This is a genomic window from Bulleidia sp. HCP3S3_C9, assembly GCF_052064035.1.
GTDB lineage: Bacteria > Bacillota_I > Bacilli_A > Erysipelotrichales > Erysipelotrichaceae > Bulleidia.
In genome coordinates this window covers 21,583-38,203 of record NZ_JBQHWJ010000003.1, presented here as the reverse complement: position 1 = coordinate 38,203, position 16,621 = coordinate 21,583, and the positions used below count along the sequence as shown (strand labels likewise).

At 36.9% G+C, this 16,621-nt stretch carries 19 protein-coding genes; 6 read left to right on the top strand and 13 right to left on the bottom strand.

Annotation, left to right across the window (positions count from 1 at the left end; genetic code table 11):
- Positions 1–23: 23 nt before the first annotated feature.
- A complete protein-coding gene (nrdG, locus tag ACTND6_RS01290; protein WP_178176774.1) occupies positions 24–545 on the bottom strand; it encodes an anaerobic ribonucleoside-triphosphate reductase activating protein in 522 nt (173 codons plus the stop codon).
- A gap of 163 nt (positions 546–708) precedes the next feature.
- Here nrdG and ACTND6_RS01285 point away from each other — a divergent pair, with 163 nt between their 5' ends.
- The 3 genes from ACTND6_RS01285 to ACTND6_RS01275 all read left to right on the top strand — a co-directional run bounded on the left by ACTND6_RS01285 (position 709) and on the right by ACTND6_RS01275 (position 3,516).
- Positions 709–1,707, top strand: coding sequence for an ABC transporter substrate binding protein (locus ACTND6_RS01285; RefSeq protein WP_178176775.1), 999 nt, complete (start codon positions 709–711; stop codon positions 1,705–1,707).
- A 65-nt stretch (positions 1,708–1,772) separates the two neighbouring features.
- Positions 1,773–2,708, top strand: a complete 936-nt coding sequence (locus ACTND6_RS01280) for an ABC transporter permease (protein WP_441021208.1) — start codon at positions 1,773–1,775, stop codon at positions 2,706–2,708.
- Position 2,709: 1 nt separating this feature from the next.
- Positions 2,710–3,516 (top strand): ABC transporter ATP-binding protein, encoded by an 807-nt coding sequence (locus ACTND6_RS01275; protein WP_441021206.1) that lies wholly within the window; start codon positions 2,710–2,712, stop codon positions 3,514–3,516.
- Positions 3,517–3,548: 32 nt separating this feature from the next.
- On the opposite strand, the gene ACTND6_RS01270 is transcribed toward ACTND6_RS01275, so the two are convergent.
- Both ACTND6_RS01270 and ACTND6_RS01265 read right to left on the bottom strand, forming a co-directional pair.
- On the bottom strand, positions 3,549–3,968 hold the full coding sequence (locus ACTND6_RS01270; RefSeq protein WP_441021204.1) for a PPC domain-containing DNA-binding protein: 420 nt from the start codon (positions 3,966–3,968) through the stop codon (positions 3,549–3,551).
- A gap of 1 nt (position 3,969) precedes the next feature.
- A complete protein-coding gene (locus ACTND6_RS01265) occupies positions 3,970–5,148 on the bottom strand; it encodes a MupG family TIM beta-alpha barrel fold protein (RefSeq protein WP_441021202.1) in 1,179 nt (392 codons plus the stop codon).
- 95 nt (positions 5,149–5,243) lie between these two features.
- Here ACTND6_RS01265 and ACTND6_RS01260 point away from each other — a divergent pair, with 95 nt between their 5' ends.
- Both ACTND6_RS01260 and ACTND6_RS01255 read left to right on the top strand, forming a co-directional pair.
- Complete coding sequence (locus ACTND6_RS01260; protein WP_441021200.1) at positions 5,244–6,164, top strand: hypothetical protein; 921 nt, start codon at positions 5,244–5,246, stop codon at positions 6,162–6,164.
- A complete protein-coding gene (locus tag ACTND6_RS01255) occupies positions 6,161–6,838 on the top strand; it encodes an SDR family NAD(P)-dependent oxidoreductase (protein ID WP_441021199.1) in 678 nt (225 codons plus the stop codon). The genes ACTND6_RS01260 and ACTND6_RS01255 overlap by 4 nt, the downstream gene beginning before the upstream one ends.
- A gap of 113 nt (positions 6,839–6,951) precedes the next feature.
- On the opposite strand, the gene ACTND6_RS01250 is transcribed toward ACTND6_RS01255, so the two are convergent.
- The 10 genes from ACTND6_RS01250 to ACTND6_RS01205 form a co-directional block, all read right to left on the bottom strand.
- Positions 6,952–7,143, bottom strand: a complete 192-nt coding sequence (locus tag ACTND6_RS01250; protein ID WP_441021197.1) for a helix-turn-helix transcriptional regulator — start codon at positions 7,141–7,143, stop codon at positions 6,952–6,954.
- A 1-nt stretch (position 7,144) separates the two neighbouring features.
- Positions 7,145–7,642, bottom strand: a complete 498-nt coding sequence (locus tag ACTND6_RS01245) for a hypothetical protein (RefSeq protein ID WP_441021195.1) — start codon at positions 7,640–7,642, stop codon at positions 7,145–7,147.
- A 143-nt stretch (positions 7,643–7,785) separates the two neighbouring features.
- Positions 7,786–9,156 (bottom strand): PTS sugar transporter subunit IIC, encoded by a 1,371-nt coding sequence (locus ACTND6_RS01240; RefSeq protein WP_441021193.1) that lies wholly within the window; start codon positions 9,154–9,156, stop codon positions 7,786–7,788.
- 548 nt (positions 9,157–9,704) lie between these two features.
- On the bottom strand, positions 9,705–9,899 hold the full coding sequence (locus ACTND6_RS01235; RefSeq protein WP_441021191.1) for a hypothetical protein: 195 nt from the start codon (positions 9,897–9,899) through the stop codon (positions 9,705–9,707).
- A gap of 208 nt (positions 9,900–10,107) precedes the next feature.
- Entirely contained in the window at positions 10,108–10,290 is a 183-nt protein-coding gene (locus tag ACTND6_RS01230; protein ID WP_441021189.1) for a hypothetical protein, read from the bottom strand.
- Positions 10,291–10,514: 224 nt separating this feature from the next.
- Positions 10,515–12,209: an FAD-binding protein gene (locus ACTND6_RS01225; RefSeq protein ID WP_441021187.1), complete on the bottom strand. Its 1,695-nt coding sequence runs from the start codon at positions 12,207–12,209 to the stop codon at positions 10,515–10,517.
- A gap of 1,304 nt (positions 12,210–13,513) precedes the next feature.
- Entirely contained in the window at positions 13,514–14,311 is a 798-nt protein-coding gene (locus ACTND6_RS01220) for a YhfC family intramembrane metalloprotease (RefSeq protein ID WP_441021185.1), read from the bottom strand.
- Positions 14,312–14,330: 19 nt separating this feature from the next.
- Entirely contained in the window at positions 14,331–14,633 is a 303-nt protein-coding gene (locus ACTND6_RS01215; RefSeq protein WP_441021183.1) for a hypothetical protein, read from the bottom strand.
- A 9-nt stretch (positions 14,634–14,642) separates the two neighbouring features.
- Complete coding sequence (locus ACTND6_RS01210) at positions 14,643–14,849, bottom strand: helix-turn-helix transcriptional regulator (protein ID WP_441021181.1); 207 nt, start codon at positions 14,847–14,849, stop codon at positions 14,643–14,645.
- Positions 14,846–15,175, bottom strand: a complete 330-nt coding sequence (locus ACTND6_RS01205) for a DUF6442 family protein (RefSeq protein ID WP_441021179.1) — start codon at positions 15,173–15,175, stop codon at positions 14,846–14,848. The genes ACTND6_RS01210 and ACTND6_RS01205 overlap by 4 nt, the downstream gene beginning before the upstream one ends.
- Before the next feature lie 314 nt (positions 15,176–15,489).
- On the opposite strand from ACTND6_RS01205, the gene ACTND6_RS01200 reads away from it, so the two are divergent.
- A complete protein-coding gene (locus ACTND6_RS01200) occupies positions 15,490–16,449 on the top strand; it encodes a hypothetical protein (protein WP_441021177.1) in 960 nt (319 codons plus the stop codon).
- Positions 16,450–16,621: the final 172 nt, after the last annotated feature.

The following is a 16,621-nucleotide window of genomic DNA, read 5'->3' as shown; positions in this document are numbered from 1 at the left end:
ATGATCCTCACGGATCATTTTTTTCATTCATGATAAATCACTACGTTGCCACTCTTTAATGTCTTTGGCATATCAATCACTCTTTGATTTGTACTGCCTCTAAAATACAATGAGATGTCTTTTTCATCAATGACGAATGGACCATCTACAAGTACATCAATATATGAGAGCATTTCATCTGTAACTTCTGTATGTTTTCTTTGTCCTTCTAAAAGATCCTGTTCATAAACAAATCCTGTATACGCCCATACATCTTTTGTTGGGAGTTCTTGTTTTACCCTTCTTAATAAAGTAATCAATGTTCTTTGATTAGAAGGTTCAAATGGATCTCCCCCAAGCAATGTCAATCCCTGGATATTAGGATTTGTTAACATTTGAATCAATTGATCTTCCGTTTCCTTTGTATATTCTTTTCCATAGCAGAAATCCCATGTTTCAGGTTGAAAACAACCTTCACAACGATTTGTACATCCACTGCAGAACAGTGTAACTCTTACACCTTCTCCATCTGCGATATCATAATTTTTAATATTTCCATAATGCATATTGAATCACCTGAACTTATTTTAGCACCAAATAATATGTTTTCATATTATTTTCACAATGATTCGAAAATAGTCCATTTTAAAGGGTTTTTATTATTGACGGGCACCTTTGACTGTAATAGACTTTCATTACATTAAAAACATTTCAAAGGGGAAGAAAGATATGAAAAAAATGATTAAAGGAATCGGCAGTCTTGCTTTAGCAATTGCCTTGGCAGGTTGTACTGTCGGTGGATCAACAGCCACAGCTACAACAGGAAAGGATTCATCAGATTCTGAAAGCTACAAAGTAGGTATTTTACAGCTGGTACAGCATCCAGCACTTGATTTAGCAACAAAAGGATTCAAAGATGTTCTAGAAGAAGAATTTGGAGACAAAGTTACATTCAATGAACAGAACGCTGCAGGTGATACTGCAACAGCAAATACAATTGCATCCACTCTTGTTGGTGAAAAATGTGATCTCATTCTAGCAAATGCAACTGCAGCTTTACAGGCAGTTTCTTCTGCAACAAGTGATATTCCAGTACTTGGTACATCTGTTACAGATTACGCAGCTGCTTTGTCATTAAAAGATTATGATGCTTCCAAGCCAATTGGAACAAACGTTTCCGGTACATCCGATGGTATTTCCTACTCCGCACAGGTAGAACTGTTTACAGATCTTGTTCCTGATGCAAAGAAAGTCGGTATCATCTACTGTTCTGCAGAACCTAACTCTGTTGTACAGGCAACGGAAATGAACAAAGAATTATCCAAGGCAGGATTCGAAGTCAAAGAATATTCCTTCTCTGATACAAATGATATTTCTTCTGTAACACAGACAGCTTGTCAGGATTCTGATGTCATCTATATTCCTACAGATAACACGGCAGCATCCTGTACAGAAGCAATTAACAACGTTGCTGAACCTGCAGGTGTTCCAATCATTGCGGCAGAAGAAGGTATCGCAAGTGGATGTGGTATTGCTACACTTTCTATCAGCTACTATGAACTTGGCAGACAGACAGGTGAAATGGCAGTGAAGATTCTTAAAGGTGAAGAAAAAGTATCAAATATGCCTGTAGAATCACAGACAAATCTTACAAAAGAATATGTACAGTCTCGTTGTGACAAGTTAGGAATCAAAGTTCCTGATACTTATACAGCAATCGAGGAATAATCCCTCAACTTTCAGGGATGCCACTCTGGTATCCCTGTTTATTTATGTAATAAGGAGAATTCAAAATGAGTTTAGATATTAATACATTATTTGCTTCCTTCCCTTCTGGTTTAGCACAAGGGTTACTATGGGGCATTATGGCACTTGGCCTTTACATTACATTCCGTATGTTAAACTTTGCTGATATGACAGTAGATGGTACATTTACAACAGGTGGTGCAGTCGCTGTAATGTTGATTATTGGCGGATGGAATCCATGGCTGGCTGTTATTGTCTCTTTCTTAGCAGGATTACTTGCAGGCCTTGTTACAGGCTTCCTGCATACAAAACTTGGCATTCCTGCTATTCTTTCAGGAATATTAACGCAGTTTGCATTATGGTCAATTAATCTTGCAATCATGGGGTTTGCAGCTAACAAAGCAATCTCTGTCAATTCGTATGCACTGGCAATCTCTTCTAGATTTGTACCAAATGCAATTGTTACAGGGCTTGTATGTGCTGTTATCGTTGTAGCGATCATGTACTGGTACTTCGGAACAGAACATGGTTCTGCAATGCGTGCAACGGGTAACAACCCAGAAATGTCCAAGGCACAAGGTATCAATATCAACCATATGAAAGTCATTGGACTCGCTTTAAGTAATGGTCTTGTTGCATTGAGTGGTGGACTTATGGCACAATACCAGGGCTTTGCGGATATTAATATGGGTAGAGGTGCAATCGTTATCGGTTTGGCAGCAATCATTATTGGTGAAGTCGTATCTGATATCATTGCAGGAAAACATTCCAACTTTGCAATTCGTTTAGGATTTATCGTAATTGGTGGAATTCTATACTACCTTGTCATTCAGATTGTATTATGGCTCAGATTGAATTCCAATTTATTAAAACTCTTTACTGCAATCGTTGTCGCTATTTTCTTAGCAGTACCTTATTTGATTTCAGTATCCAAAGTATCTTTTGCAAAGGCACACAAAAATTCTTTAAAGGAGATCAAGTAATATGTCAGCAACGTTAGAAATTAAAAATCTATCTAAAACGTTCAACAAAGGAACTATCAATGAAAAGATTGCATTAGATCATATCAACCTGACACTCAATGAAGGAGATTTTGTGACTGTCATTGGTGGCAATGGTGCTGGTAAATCTACAATGCTGAATGCTGTGGCTGGTGTTTGGCCAGTCGATGAAGGTGCCATTATTGTTGATGGCAATAACATTACTGGATTGCCTGATTTCAAACGTGCAACGCTCATTGGCAGAGTTTTTCAGGATCCAATGCTTGGATCTGCACCTGATATGCAGATTATTGAAAATCTTGCTTTAGCTGCCAGACGTGGAAAAAGAAGAACACTTAAATGGGGTGTTACAAAGAAAGAAAAAGAAGATTATAAAGAGCAGTTGAAGATTCTTGATCTAGGACTGGAAGATCGACTGACACAAAAAGTTGGTTTGTTATCTGGCGGTCAAAGACAGGCACTTACATTATTAATGGCTTCTATCCAGAAACCAAAGCTATTACTATTGGATGAACACACTGCTGCTCTTGATCCAAAGACTGCTAAAAAAGTACTGGATATTACAAAAATGATCGTTGAAAGAGACCATCTGACTGCTTTAATGGTTACACATAACATGAAAGATGCGATTCAGACTGGCAATCGTCTTATCATGATGTATAACGGACATATCATGTTTGAAGTCAGCGGTGAAGAAAAGAAAAATCTGACAGTGGATCAGTTAATGAAAATGTTCTCTCAGGCTGCTGGTGAAGAATTTGCAGATGATCAATCCTTATTAAACAAGTAAACAAAAAAGCACATCAATGTGCTTTTTTTGTTCTAAAACTGAAATAGATTTAAACCTGTAATTTCATCATGATAGCGATCTACATTGCCATCAATGATTTGAATGATCATTTCACATGTTGCAGATACTCTTGCTTCATTTAAATGTCCACCGAATACTTCCCCTTTTGCGTTACCTGCACTCATATGCAGATGAGAATAGTATTCTCCATGCATTGTATTGATCGTACCTGTCAATGATACAATTTCAAAGCTTCCATCAAATGTATTGGCGTGATACTGTTTTTCATCTACATCATATACACCAACGACAAAATGATCTATTGCGCCTAATGCCTGAACACTTGCTAATGTGATTTTTTCTTTGAGAGCAACTTCCTTTAGCTGTGTAAGAATTTCTTCACCGCGATCCATTCTTACAACGATCGTATCATGAAATCTCTTATATTCCATCTTACTTTGCCTTCAAGAAAGTAACTTCATCAAAGTTCTTTAAGAGATCAAGAATCAATTCTTCCCCTTCAGCTAAATGACCAAGATAGTTTCTTTGTCCATCATTCTTGAACGGAATACGAACAATCTGGATTTCACCTGCATAATGCTGATAGTTGTTATTGACAATCAATACATCACCAACTTCAAACATATCCTTTTCACATTTTCTAAAAGGAACATCTGGCTGAACCATTCTGCCTGTTCTGCTTCTCCAGATCCATTCACTAGAATCACCCATATCTAACTGTGGGAACATTTCAAACAGCTGATACTGTTCTGTATCTGTAATACCTTCATCTAGTACAACACGGATCTTGCAATCTTCTTTTCTTTCTCTTCTTAATAAGCCAAAGGATTTAAACATTTCATATACAGGAGAATCTTCAATTGGACGTACATCTTTCTGCACTTCAATCAAGGATTCCATTTCTTCTTCTGTAGCGAATGCATTACCAATCCACACCATATCTACGTCACCCGTAGCTTCAATGATTCTTGCCTGTGTATCAATTGGAAGATTTCTTAATCTTTCTACTGTTGGCAAACCATAGTTCGCATCCCATACACCGGTTGCTTCAGGATTTCTAGAAGAAATAAATGCCTGTACTGGATAACCATACTGCTTCAGGATACGGTTTGTTTCCAAGAAGTTCTTCCACTTCAAACCTGTATATGGCTGTGGATAGAAGTTATGTCCAAGCAGTACTTTTTCCTTTGGTACACCATGTTCTTCAAAGTATGCCAGTTCATCCGCAAATGAGCCAGATGCATTAAACATAATAGAAATATTGTATGGATTGTTTACAAGAACAAGATCCTTTTCAGCACCAAACGGCATGTCCATTCTCATCACATCACACCCAATATCATGCATCAAGGATACATCATCATAATCTACACCCATTTTCTTCAAGAATGGTGGATTCAAATCTAATACAACTTTGATATTGAAGCTATGTGCAACTTTGATAAATTCTTTAAAGTAGTCTAATACTTCTTCCTTCGTTCCTTCTACAGAGAACATGCTTGAAAAAACATATTCACATCCAAATTTACTAGCTCTTTCTAGATATTTTGTAATATCCTCCAGGCTTTCGATATCCGGATAAACGGATACACCAAATGATTTTAATTTCATAGTTTTAAACTCCTTCTACCATTCATTGTAAACGGTTTAAAAAAATATACAATATCAAAGAAAAAAGGGTATGATATATTCAGACAGGAGATGATATGGAATACAGAATCATAGATATTACTTGGAATTATGCACCAGAGCGTCTGAAAAGAACTATTGCGGTCAGACAAGATATTGATCTTGTTACATTTGCATACATCATTGTGAATGCCTTTCTTGAAAGCCCTGCAAATGGTTTTGCTTTTATACAAGGAAAGAAAGCATATGGACTTGGATGGGACGCACAAGATTCGCATTTCAATGAAGTACTTTTACATAATTCTGACAACATTGATACATTAGGTTTTGCTGATTTAGAAGATATTTTTACATTTGTCTATAGTGATGATTATGACTGCAGCAACTGGGAATTTACATGCAGGAAAGGAAAAACAGTCAATCGAAAAGGAAAGCGATATGCTTCTATGCTTGATGGAGAAGGACTTGGCATATTTGCCTATGCAATTGATACATTAAAACTCTACATTGATGGAAAACTGAAACCAGAAATGACATATAAACAGTTAGATAACAGAGGACTAGATACACCTTTTAATGTTCGTATCAATCAGTTAAAGGATTTTGAAAACTTCGACTTGTCTTATGCAAAAAAAGAATTTTCAGAATGCATGGATGATACACTTCCATACTACGTTGAAGACTATAATAATTCTTTAGACTATTTCAGCAATGATGCATATGATGAAGAACTAGATGAAGACTGGATGGAAGAAGAATGCAGCAATACAGAAAATCTGGCAGATAGCCTGATTCATCTCAGTTTAATTGGAGCATTTTCTCAAAAAGAATCTTTAGGTTACGTATCAGAAACATTTGATCGACTTGCATCAAAATATGATGAAGAAACTGCCTTTATGATGATTGCACAGACACTGGCAAAAAATATTCTAGAGCTCATGCAAGGAACATCTTCTTTAGCAGAAGAATATAAGGAGCAATTAAAGAAATTAAAATGAAAACAGTATTAATTACAGGAGCAACAGATGGTATTGGAAAAGCCATTGCACAATTACTTGATGAAAAAGGATATGAACTTTACTTATTCGGCAGATCTCAAGTAAAGATGGATGCCTTAAATATCAATCACTGCAAAGGAAAATATACATTTGATTTAAAAGATCGCACTGCTTTACAACAGGCGCTAGATGACATTGTTCAACAAGGCGGTGTTGATGTATTGATCAACAATGCAGGATTCAATGCAAAGAAAGCCGCTGTCAAAGATATTGCTATTGAAGACTTGGAAGACATGTATTCTGTGAATACAATTGCACCATTGATTTGTATTCAAAAATGTATTCCAGCAATGCTTGAAAAGAAAGATGGAATGATTATCAATATTCTATCTTCCTGCTGCTTATTCTCTAATCCTGACAATGGTGGATATACTTCAAGTAAGGATGCATTTGAAGCATTGAGCAAAATTCTTGTCAAAGAAGTAAAAGATGCTGGTGTAAAGGTATTAGATGTCTATCCTGGAGGCGTTGATACAAACTTTAGAACAAATGATCGTCCAGATTATTTAAAGCCAGAAACAGTCGCAAAACACGTCATTTATGCATTAGAAAATAATGAAGATGGCATGCTTCAGGAAATTGTTGTACGTCCAGTGGTAGAAAGCAATTATTAAGCAGACACATTTTTTGATTTCTTGTGTTCTAGCTTGATTCCAGAATTGTGTACCAGTATAGCCACATGTTAAAAGACAACTGAAAATGAACAGTTGTCTTTTTGTTATGCAGATTATTCCCAGAATAATTCATCCAGTGTCTTGTTTAAAACCTTGCAAACTTCAATGCATAAGCGAATCGTTGGATTATAGTCCCCCTTCTCTATTGCATTGATTGTCTGTCTAGATACGCCTACTTTATCTGCTACTTCCTGTTGAGATAAACCAAGTGCAGTTCTTGCTTCCTTCATTTTCAGATTTTTCATGTTACTGATCTTTTTTCTTATCGATATACATCTTGATGATAACATTGATTAGAATGATTGAAAAGAAAACAGCCATGAATACTGGATTACTACCCTCCCACGTAACAATTCCATTTTCAACAATTGTTTTTCCTTTTGCAATAAACATGTTAGATAGCGCAACTGCCCCAAGCATACAAACAAATGGCATTGGTTTTTGCTTCAATTGCCAGTATGCATCGTTCCAGATACAATACAGCACCACAACAAGTACACCAATCAGAATACCAGCCATCATAAGAACGTTGCATTCAATTGAGATTCCATCTGTCTGTTCTTTCAATAACATAATCCCTTCAACAGAAACCATTGTCAGAAATCCATATTTGAAAGCTTTTCCTCTGACAATTTCCTGTCGTTCATCATAGCCTCCATAGTCCTCTTTTTCCTTATATAAGATAATATTGAATAGCGGAATCGCAAGTAAAATAATCATAGATATTAAGAATGTATAATCCATAAGATCCTCCTTTATAATGTCAAATATACTTGACATCTTTCAATTACAGTATAGTACGATCTCTGTATTTGTCAAATATATTTGACATACATAAGTAAGAAAAAGAACCAGAGATAAACTCTGATTCTTTGCAAAGATCAATCTTATGCTTCTTCTGTCTGGCGGTTAGAAGCAATGACGAATGGTGTGTAGATCAATGTAGATACACCTAAGATAATGACTACCTGCCAGATAGCACCCATGATATTTCCTGAAGATGCTAAGAATCCGAATAAGCCAATTGGCGTTGTCCATGGAACGTCGATAACGAACAATGGACAGAGTCCTAAATACTGTACTAAATAACCACAGCATACACAAGCAACTGGAGTCAAGAAGAATGGTACTGCGAACAATGCGTTCATAACCATTGGAATACCGAAGATAATTGGTTCATTGATATTAAAGATTCCACAAGGAATAGATAACTTAGCGATTGCCTTGAAGTCATCTCTCTTAGAGAAGAGCATAATAGCAATGATCAAGCCCATTGTGATACCAGAACCTGTTGGGCCAAACCATCCAGAAGCGAATGGGTTAGCGATAATTGAATACTTAGAACCAGCTGTATAGAATACACCAGAAGCAGTGATTCCTTCACCAGCCTGGTAGAGTTCAAGGTTCTGAGCCATCATCTTAGTCATGAATGGCCCTGTAACAGCACCCATTACGTTTGGTCCATGAATACCGAACCACCATAACAGCTGCATAATTAATACAACAGTAACATAGCCAGGCAGACCAGTCATGATCTTTTCAATTGGCTTCATGATTGTTGAAATAACATCAAACATTGTTAAGCCAAACATAGAGCAGATATATCCAACGATAGATACACAAAGAATTGTGATGATTGTTGGGAACAGTACTGCAAATGACTGTGATACGTTTGGTGGAACTGAATCAGGAAGAGAAATCTTTAACTTTCCTGAATCAACAAGTTTAACATAGAGTAATGTAGTTAGAACACCAACAAGCAAGCCTACAAATAATCCATCAGCTTTTGTGTAAGAAGAAGCAACAACATTAGAAATTGTTACTGTTTCTCCACTTTCTGTTGTTGTAGATGCTGTTGTGTTGATTAATGTAACGAATGAAGCAAGTGCTACCGCTGGAACAGTTCTGTCATTTGGATGTCCAATGTTTTCAGCAAAGTGCATGGAAACAAGAATACAGATAGAAACTGCCATGAAGTTCATACAGCCATAGTTAGCTGTTGTGAAAATTGGTGTTAATGTTTCGAGCCAAGCAAAACCTGGAACGTTTGCGAGAGAAACATAGTAAATCAGTTCTCCTGTCTTTGGATCTGGTACACCACCAGTCTGGCAAATGACGAATTGGAACAGAGTACAGAAAGCCCCCCAAATGACGACTGGCATGTTGTCAATAAACGCATCCTTGATTGCTGAGAGGACTGTGTTTGACTGCATCTTACCTGCAAGAGTAAGAAGGCCATTCATAAATTTTTCTTTCATAAAACTTTACGTTTCCTTTCTGATGAAACTATTTTAGTTCCATTTTGTAAGCGCATACAATGCTGCGCTGCCATTTTGGTACTAATTTCCGTAAAATTATGTGATAAATCTTTATATGTGACAATTTTTTTTGATTGTTTTCAAATTTTATTGATTTATTTTTGTCTTTTTTTGTTTTTTATTGTTTTATGAATCTTTTGGCTCTACTTTTTGGAATAATTATGTGATACTTAAAAGTGGCAGACTTTATCCGATATTGCAGTTAAAGCTTATTTATGCCTGAATTCCATTTTGTTTGTTTTTCCCAGCTGTGAATATTATGTACCAGCCTTGTTCAGAATAATGTTTTCTCATTCGAGAAATCTTGAGTTATCCCTTTATATATAATAATGTTTGTTTTTTTATTTCTATGATCTATCTGTCAACAAGTTATTTGGTCGCAATCTTTGGTTGAACAGATTATAATAGGCTTTGATTTTCCAGTTAATGGCTAAATAAAAAAAGGACTGAGTTTCTACATAGTGTAGTTACTCAGTCTTTTTTGATATTTAATTGTTTGTGTCTGTACTCTCTTCGTCCTCTGAGTTGTCAGCAGATGGTGTCTGATCAGCAACTGATTCAGCAGCTTTATCCTTGATATCTGTGAAGTATCCAGGATTCTCTGATCCTCCGTCAATACGTGCTGCTGTAGCGTCAATGAATGTTGGATCATATGTTGTGCCTGCTCCGCCTATAAGAGACACACAGCCATAAAACATATTTTGCGAACTAGAAATACTATTTAACGGGAAACTTTTTGATACGTATATTTTTTTATTACATGCTCCAAACATATCTCTTGTTTCTGCTAAATAAGATGTATTCCACTTTGATATATCTATACTTTCCCAATTGGTATCTTCAAAAGTACATAAAGTACATATTGTATATGTAAGATGTTTCACATTCCATTTATTGAAATTGATTGGTTTGCCATCCAGATATATCAATAGTTTTTTTCTGCTCGCCTATTTTCTGTCCTTCTTCCTTTAATGTTTCACCATATTCTTTAAGATTGAACTCTGTTTCCAGCATCGTTTCCACCTCTGCTCTTCTTAACTGTATTTTAGTATAAATACTTTCACTTGGTTCCATGGTGTTCAGCATTTGTACGATGCCTTCTCAAGTACTTCTTTCTTTTCTCTTCTCTGGCTGCCTCTATACACTCTGAATATTCTCTTAGCGAAATGCAGACTTTCATCAATTCTTCGTTCTTCTCTTTATTTCTTCTTACAGACAACCTTATTCAATACATATACGCAGTCAAAAAAAGGAACAAGTTCTTAGAACTCATTCCTTTCATACAGCTTTATAAATGGTTATTTGCTTAATTCACCAGCAATGTAAGCACCGGCAATACGGCCCCAGCTTACAGATTCACTATAACCGCCACCCTGAGCAGTAACTTCACCTGTAGCAAATAAGCCTTCTACTAAAGAATCATCAGCATATAATGCCTGTCCGTTTTCATCACAGACAATACCACCCTTTGTCATATGGTTAGCAGCTTCAACTCTTACACCATAATATGGACCTTCAGCATCGAATGTACGAGAAGCAGCTTCTTCCAGAACAGGATCTGTTTCGCCTTTTGCTGCACGTGCATTGAAATCTTCTACTGTCTTCTTTAATGCGTCTGCATCAATTCCGAGTTTTTCAGCTAATTCTTCAATTGTTGCGCCTTCCTGATAGTATCCTAAACCAACATGTTTGCGAATACGGTAGAAGGAATCATATCCTGTAGAATCAGTAATGTAGAATGCTGCATGATCAGGCTGTTCCTGTTCCATTGTCCAACGATCAAGACCAGATAAGTTATTATTTAATAATTCACCGTTCTTGTTAACAAGAAGATTCATATCAGCACCGCCTGTTAAGTCACGACGTGGAACGATGATATTATCAAATACACTCATCTTGTCCATACGATCAAGTTTCATGCCATAGTTTTCAAATACGCTTACAAAGTCACCTGTTGTACCAAGCTGGTTACTTGTGTTCAAATTTTCATTACCTGGTGCATATTTAGCTAATAATTCAGGGTTAGAGCAGAAACCACCTGTAGCTACAACTGTATATGGAGCTAAGATGTTATATGTTTCACCCTTTGTATTGGATACTGTAACACCAGTTACTTTCTTACCATCCATAACAAAGTCAACACCCTTTGTTCCTGTAAGAATTGTTACACCTAATTCATTAGCTGTTTTTTCAAGACCTGCCTGAACAACTTCACCGGCATACTGATCTTCTTCAGCCATGTGGTTAGTTCCACCATAGTTGTAGTTCAGTTCAACGCCCATGTCTCTTAACCATGCGTCCATTGTACCTTCGCAATCAGCCCAGGCTCTGACACGTGCTTCACCTTCGCCATTTTCTTTCTTTTCTTCAAATAAATCATCAGCAGTAACAACGTTACCTGCAGCTTCCTCAGCTTTGGAATTTACCATGTCGAAGTAGTTCATGTCGAACTTACCGTTACCACTCAGAATATCTAATTTTTCGCATACAACAACATTTGCATCAGCATTTTCCTGTTTGATTGTAATAGCAGCAGCAAGTCCACTAGGACCACCACCAACGATAACTGCATCAGCATTTACATCTTCAACTTTTTTTGGATTTTCGCTGAAAGAACTTGCATCCTTTGTTACTTCACCTTCATAAGTAACACCAGCTTCTTTCAATGCATCAGCTACAGCCTGCTTAACAGCATGGCTTGAGAATGTAGCAGCACTGACAGAGTCAACAGCTGGAGAATTTGCCTTAATAATACGGTCACGAATAACCGGGAATGCACGGTCGATGATAACATTAGTTTCATGATTGTCGCCTAAAGCGATATCTGTAATCTTTCCATCTTCTACTGTAACATCAACGTTCAGTTTTCCCCCGTAACCAGTTGCACTCTTACTGATTGTTTTACTACCTGTAGTATTTGCAGAAGAACCAGTAGAGCAACCTGTTGCAACGCCTAAGGCAATTGCAGCTAATAAAGTTTTAATCTTTTTCATTTTCTTCCCTCTTGAATGTATGACACATCACGGTTCCAAAGAGTACGTACACAACAAATATTCACAGTTTCCGGACACTGGAATATTCCTATGAAAACATCTTTCATTCCACTTCTGTGCAATACACATTTCTAAATGTAAACCCAAGGTACATTTAGCTCATATATAATATAGCATGCGATTTTTTTGTCAATCGTTTCACAGCTTCACAAATGAAATCGCATTCAAAATATAGGCCACTAAAGTGGCATAAAATCTAAATAAATAGCCATAATGTTATTTTTCAACTTAATCAAGAACGTATTCCTATGTTTCAGACCTCTTTTTTCCAACTTAATCACGAACATAAACAACATTTATATATTTACAGGACAACATAAGCAACCAAGTTTTCCAACTTAATCTCGAACAAGAAATGTGTGTTCTATGATATTATATTTATATCCTGTGTACATCAAGTACTTGAAGAAGAGGCGTTGGCGATTCGTCTCTTTTTCTTTTCCCTTATTGTGCACCAGTGACTGGCTAAAAACAGCTTAACCAAGCCTACCAGGATGCGAATCTCTGATTTTGTCACCTGTTCGGATTTATAAAAAAGCAACCATAATTGAACGGTTGCTTAAATCGATATTCTAAGTAATAGAAGCTTAACGGATTCGCACCGTTCTCTCCATCATATTGATGGTGTTTTCCTTCGTAAACTAATCATGACTTCTATTACTGAGATAATAGTTCCATGTTTTCATGATCCTGTCAATCATTTTCTAATTGAGAAAAAGTCGAAAGTCTTGCTGTTGTTAAGAAAACAGTTGGAAACACTGATTCATGCATTATTCTGTTGTTAAGGAAACAGTTGGAAACAAATACTTGAAAGTGGCAAACATTATCCAATATCGCAGTTTAAGCTTATTTATGCCTGAATTACATTTTGTTTGTTTTCTCAGCTGTGAACATTATGTATTAGCCCTGTTGCAGAATAATGTTTCCTTTTTCGAGAAGGCTTGTGTCATTCCTGAAATATAATAATGTTTGTTTTTTATTTTTATGACTTATCTGTCAACAAGATATTTAGTCGCAATCTTTGGACGAATGCAGATTATGAAAGACTTTGATCTTTCAATTAATGACTAAATGAAAAAGGACTGAGTTTCTACATGATGATACCTTTAAAAAAAGCACATAAGGTATTTGTACTAACCTGTGGTTATGTATTGAATTATGGGTTTGGGGTAACAAAAAACACCGTATTTCTACGGTGCGTTCTGTCAGATATATTCTGTTTTATGATAGCAGAAAACTGGAATTCACAGTTCTTCCATCCTTCCCATCTTCAGCGCCATAACAAGAGTTCCGGTTGCCATCACAAAGACACCAATTTCAATCACATAGATGGGAAGAAGCGTCGGACCTGCCACGGCAAAGAAGTCCACGATAAAATGAATCCCATATGCAAGAACCGCTGTAAAAGTTGCTGTCCTGCATTTGCCTGCCTTTACCGCCCGGTAGATCAACAGTGACAACCCGATATGCAGAATGATGGCACTGATTCTTTCGATTCCGCTTACAAAAAAGAGTGGTGCCGGTGTTGTCCATAGGGCCGACAGCTGTGACACGGTCTGGTTTGCAGACTCAGCAGGAAGTGCCGCCAGCGTATTCTGCATGGCTCCGCTGTTGATCATCAGCATGGACACAAGATTGCTGATTTCGGAAAGTCCTCCGATCAGAATTGCCTCCACACCGCCATGCCCGATTCCATACATCAGTGCATTTGGAAAATCCAGCCATTTCTTCATCCAGAATTTCATGGCAATCAGTCTTCCGGTCTCTTCAAAAACCGCTGCAGCCAAAGCCCCGTACACATAGTAAAGCCATGGCCTGCTCTGTGCGTTCAGTCCGCAGAACCGAATGACAAGAACATGCAGCTGCTGCTCCAACAGCATGGCAAACAGCAGATAGGTTCCTGCTCCGATAAAGAACGAGGAAATCCTTGCCTTAAGCTTCACCCTTCCTGCAATGAACAAAGCAATCGGTACCCCAATCGAGAGGACAACGGAGCAGATAACTCCAGCTATCGCCAGACCTGATATTGTGTTCAATTCCATCTTTATACCTCCCTGATTCTCAAAAAATTCCTTTATTGTATCTGAACTGTCCATACAATATAAAGCCTAATCCGACAATAACTGATGGAAGAATGATATATCCCATAATTTCTTCGCTCCAAAACGAAACAACAAAGCCTAATACAATAGATATTCCTATAATCAGTGTTCCTGTTCCAACAACTTTTCCATACTTCGGTACATCTTCTTCTTTTACTCTTCGTCTATTGTAAGAATGAATTGTGCTGACATTGCCGTTGATATTTACAATTCCCACAACAGATATGAACACTCCCAAAATCAACATTATAATATTTTCCATAATGACCTCCTAAAAATAGAATAGTTCCTCAAATTTTTTGTCCAATGCAATACAAAGAATTAAAGCCAATTTTGCAGTTGGATTAAACTGTCCTGTTTCAATAGAACTAATCGTGTTTCTTGATACTCCTACCATTTCTGCAAGCTGAGCTTGAGAAAGATTTGCTTCTGTGCGAACTTCCTTTAAGCGATTTTTCAGTTGTAACTGTTCTTTCATATTCTCACCTCTAAAAGGTGGCTAAAAAATTCAACAAATGCCAAAATGGAAAGCACAAAAAACAGAACGGTCAAGACCAGATCACTCTTTCGCTTCATTTTGATAAAACGAACTAACCATTGTGTTGCAATAATGCTGAAGTATATAACCCACGGACTGTAAATCTTAGTATGAGCAAGCACAGAAGATAACAGTGAAAGCAAACAACACACTAAAGCACCAACTCTGCTTGCATGACTTCCGGCTTGATATACCACTTCCATTTCAGCCAAGTCCTTATTGCGATGTTCTTTTCTGCTTGCATTTAAGATTTCTTCCTTTTTCATAAAAACACCTCCATGCCAAGTTTTCTTTGCATATTTCAATCATACGCATACCAAGTTTTCTTGTCAATAGAGTTCATAAAAAAGTTACAACCGATATCCTATAATCTGTTCCAGATCCGTTTTATTTCCCTCAAAGACAAATAATAGCGGAAATGGCAGGGACATTATCTTGAATAAAACAGTAAAGAATAGTAAAATAATTTCAGAATAGTAAAGAACAGTAAAAGGAGAAATGTATGTCAAACCCGTTTACATTGGTTTTTGGAAAAAGTCCTCTTGAATCCGTAGACAGACCAAAACAGATTTTTGAAATCATGGATGCTTTTACATCTGAAAACATTAATCAACAAATGTTTGTTATCACAGGTTTCAGAGGCACAGGAAAGACAGTGATGATGTCGGAAATAGCTCAAAAACTTAGAGAAAACATTAACTGGATTGTTCTGGAGTTGAATCCGGCAACTGATTTGTTGCAGTCTATGCTGTCAAAACTGTATAGCAATAACATCATTTCTTCTTTTATCAAATCAGCAAAAATTGACCTGTCATTCTTTGGATTTGGTGTTTCTGTTGAGGGTACTCCCCAGATTACTGACCCTGAGACTGCCATTATCAAAATCCTTGAAAAAATCCAAAGTGAAAATAAACGTTTGCTGATCTGCATTGATGAGATGTCAAACACTGAATACATGAAGATATTTGCTGGATCTTTCCAGATTTTTGTAAGACTAGGCTTACCTGTATTTTTACTTGGGACTGGATTGTATGAAAATATTGATGAACTTCAAAATGAAAAAAATCTTACTTTTCTGTACCGTGCTCCGAAAATTCAGTTGAAACCACTAAACACCGTAGCAATTGCCAACAAATACAAATCAATTTTTAAATTGAATGAAGAACAGGCTTCTGAAATGGCCAATCTTACAAAAGGGTATCCATTTGCATTTCAGGTTCTTGGATATCTGACATGGAACAGCAATGGTGACTACAAAAATGTATTAGATGATTACAAGCAGTATTTAAGCGATTTAGTATATGACAAAGTCTGGTCTGAACTTTCAGAAAAGGATCGTCTTGTGGCAAAAGGAATTTCCGATTCGAGCAGTCGTAAGATTTCAGATATACGCGAGCATTTACATATGACCTCAAATGAATTCAATCCTTATCGTCAGCGACTGATAAAAAAGGGAGTCATAGATGGCAGTCATCGAGGGTTTGTGCGCTTTACTTTACCTCTTTTTGAAGAGTATATACATGACAATTTTGAATACTGACCGACGCATTCCCCATCTGTAATCTATTGATTCAAGCGGGGTCAGTCGGTCTTTTTCTTTCTCCTGTTCGCGATTAAATTGGAATATTCGTGATTAAATTGGAAAATAACAGACATGTCATCATTCCACAAAAAAGAAGAGACTTTTACGTCTCTCCCAGAAAATAATGTTC

Excerpts from the sequence above, each read along its gene's own strand:
- nrdG (WP_178176774.1), bottom strand. The coding sequence starts at position 545 with ATGCATTATGGAAATATTAAAAATTATGATATCGCAGATGGAGAAGGT.
- ACTND6_RS01285 (WP_178176775.1), top strand. The coding sequence starts at position 709 with ATGAAAAAAATGATTAAAGGAATCGGCAGTCTTGCTTTAGCAATTGCC.
- ACTND6_RS01280 (WP_441021208.1), top strand. The coding sequence starts at position 1,773 with ATGAGTTTAGATATTAATACATTATTTGCTTCCTTCCCTTCTGGTTTA.
- ACTND6_RS01275 (WP_441021206.1), top strand. The coding sequence starts at position 2,710 with ATGTCAGCAACGTTAGAAATTAAAAATCTATCTAAAACGTTCAACAAA.
- ACTND6_RS01270 (WP_441021204.1), bottom strand. The coding sequence starts at position 3,968 with ATGGAATATAAGAGATTTCATGATACGATCGTTGTAAGAATGGATCGC.
- ACTND6_RS01265 (WP_441021202.1), bottom strand. The coding sequence starts at position 5,148 with ATGAAATTAAAATCATTTGGTGTATCCGTTTATCCGGATATCGAAAGC.
- ACTND6_RS01260 (WP_441021200.1), top strand. The coding sequence starts at position 5,244 with ATGGAATACAGAATCATAGATATTACTTGGAATTATGCACCAGAGCGT.
- ACTND6_RS01255 (WP_441021199.1), top strand. The coding sequence starts at position 6,161 with ATGAAAACAGTATTAATTACAGGAGCAACAGATGGTATTGGAAAAGCC.
- ACTND6_RS01250 (WP_441021197.1), bottom strand. The coding sequence starts at position 7,143 with ATGAAAAATCTGAAAATGAAGGAAGCAAGAACTGCACTTGGTTTATCT.
- ACTND6_RS01245 (WP_441021195.1), bottom strand. The coding sequence starts at position 7,642 with ATGGATTATACATTCTTAATATCTATGATTATTTTACTTGCGATTCCG.
- ACTND6_RS01240 (WP_441021193.1), bottom strand. The coding sequence starts at position 9,156 with ATGAAAGAAAAATTTATGAATGGCCTTCTTACTCTTGCAGGTAAGATG.
- ACTND6_RS01230 (WP_441021189.1), bottom strand. The coding sequence starts at position 10,290 with ATGGAACCAAGTGAAAGTATTTATACTAAAATACAGTTAAGAAGAGCA.
- ACTND6_RS01225 (WP_441021187.1), bottom strand. The coding sequence starts at position 12,209 with ATGAAAAAGATTAAAACTTTATTAGCTGCAATTGCCTTAGGCGTTGCA.
- ACTND6_RS01220 (WP_441021185.1), bottom strand. The coding sequence starts at position 14,311 with ATGGAATTGAACACAATATCAGGTCTGGCGATAGCTGGAGTTATCTGC.
- ACTND6_RS01215 (WP_441021183.1), bottom strand. The coding sequence starts at position 14,633 with ATGGAAAATATTATAATGTTGATTTTGGGAGTGTTCATATCTGTTGTG.
- ACTND6_RS01210 (WP_441021181.1), bottom strand. The coding sequence starts at position 14,849 with ATGAAAGAACAGTTACAACTGAAAAATCGCTTAAAGGAAGTTCGCACA.
- ACTND6_RS01205 (WP_441021179.1), bottom strand. The coding sequence starts at position 15,175 with ATGAAAAAGGAAGAAATCTTAAATGCAAGCAGAAAAGAACATCGCAAT.
- ACTND6_RS01200 (WP_441021177.1), top strand. The coding sequence starts at position 15,490 with ATGGATGCTTTTACATCTGAAAACATTAATCAACAAATGTTTGTTATC.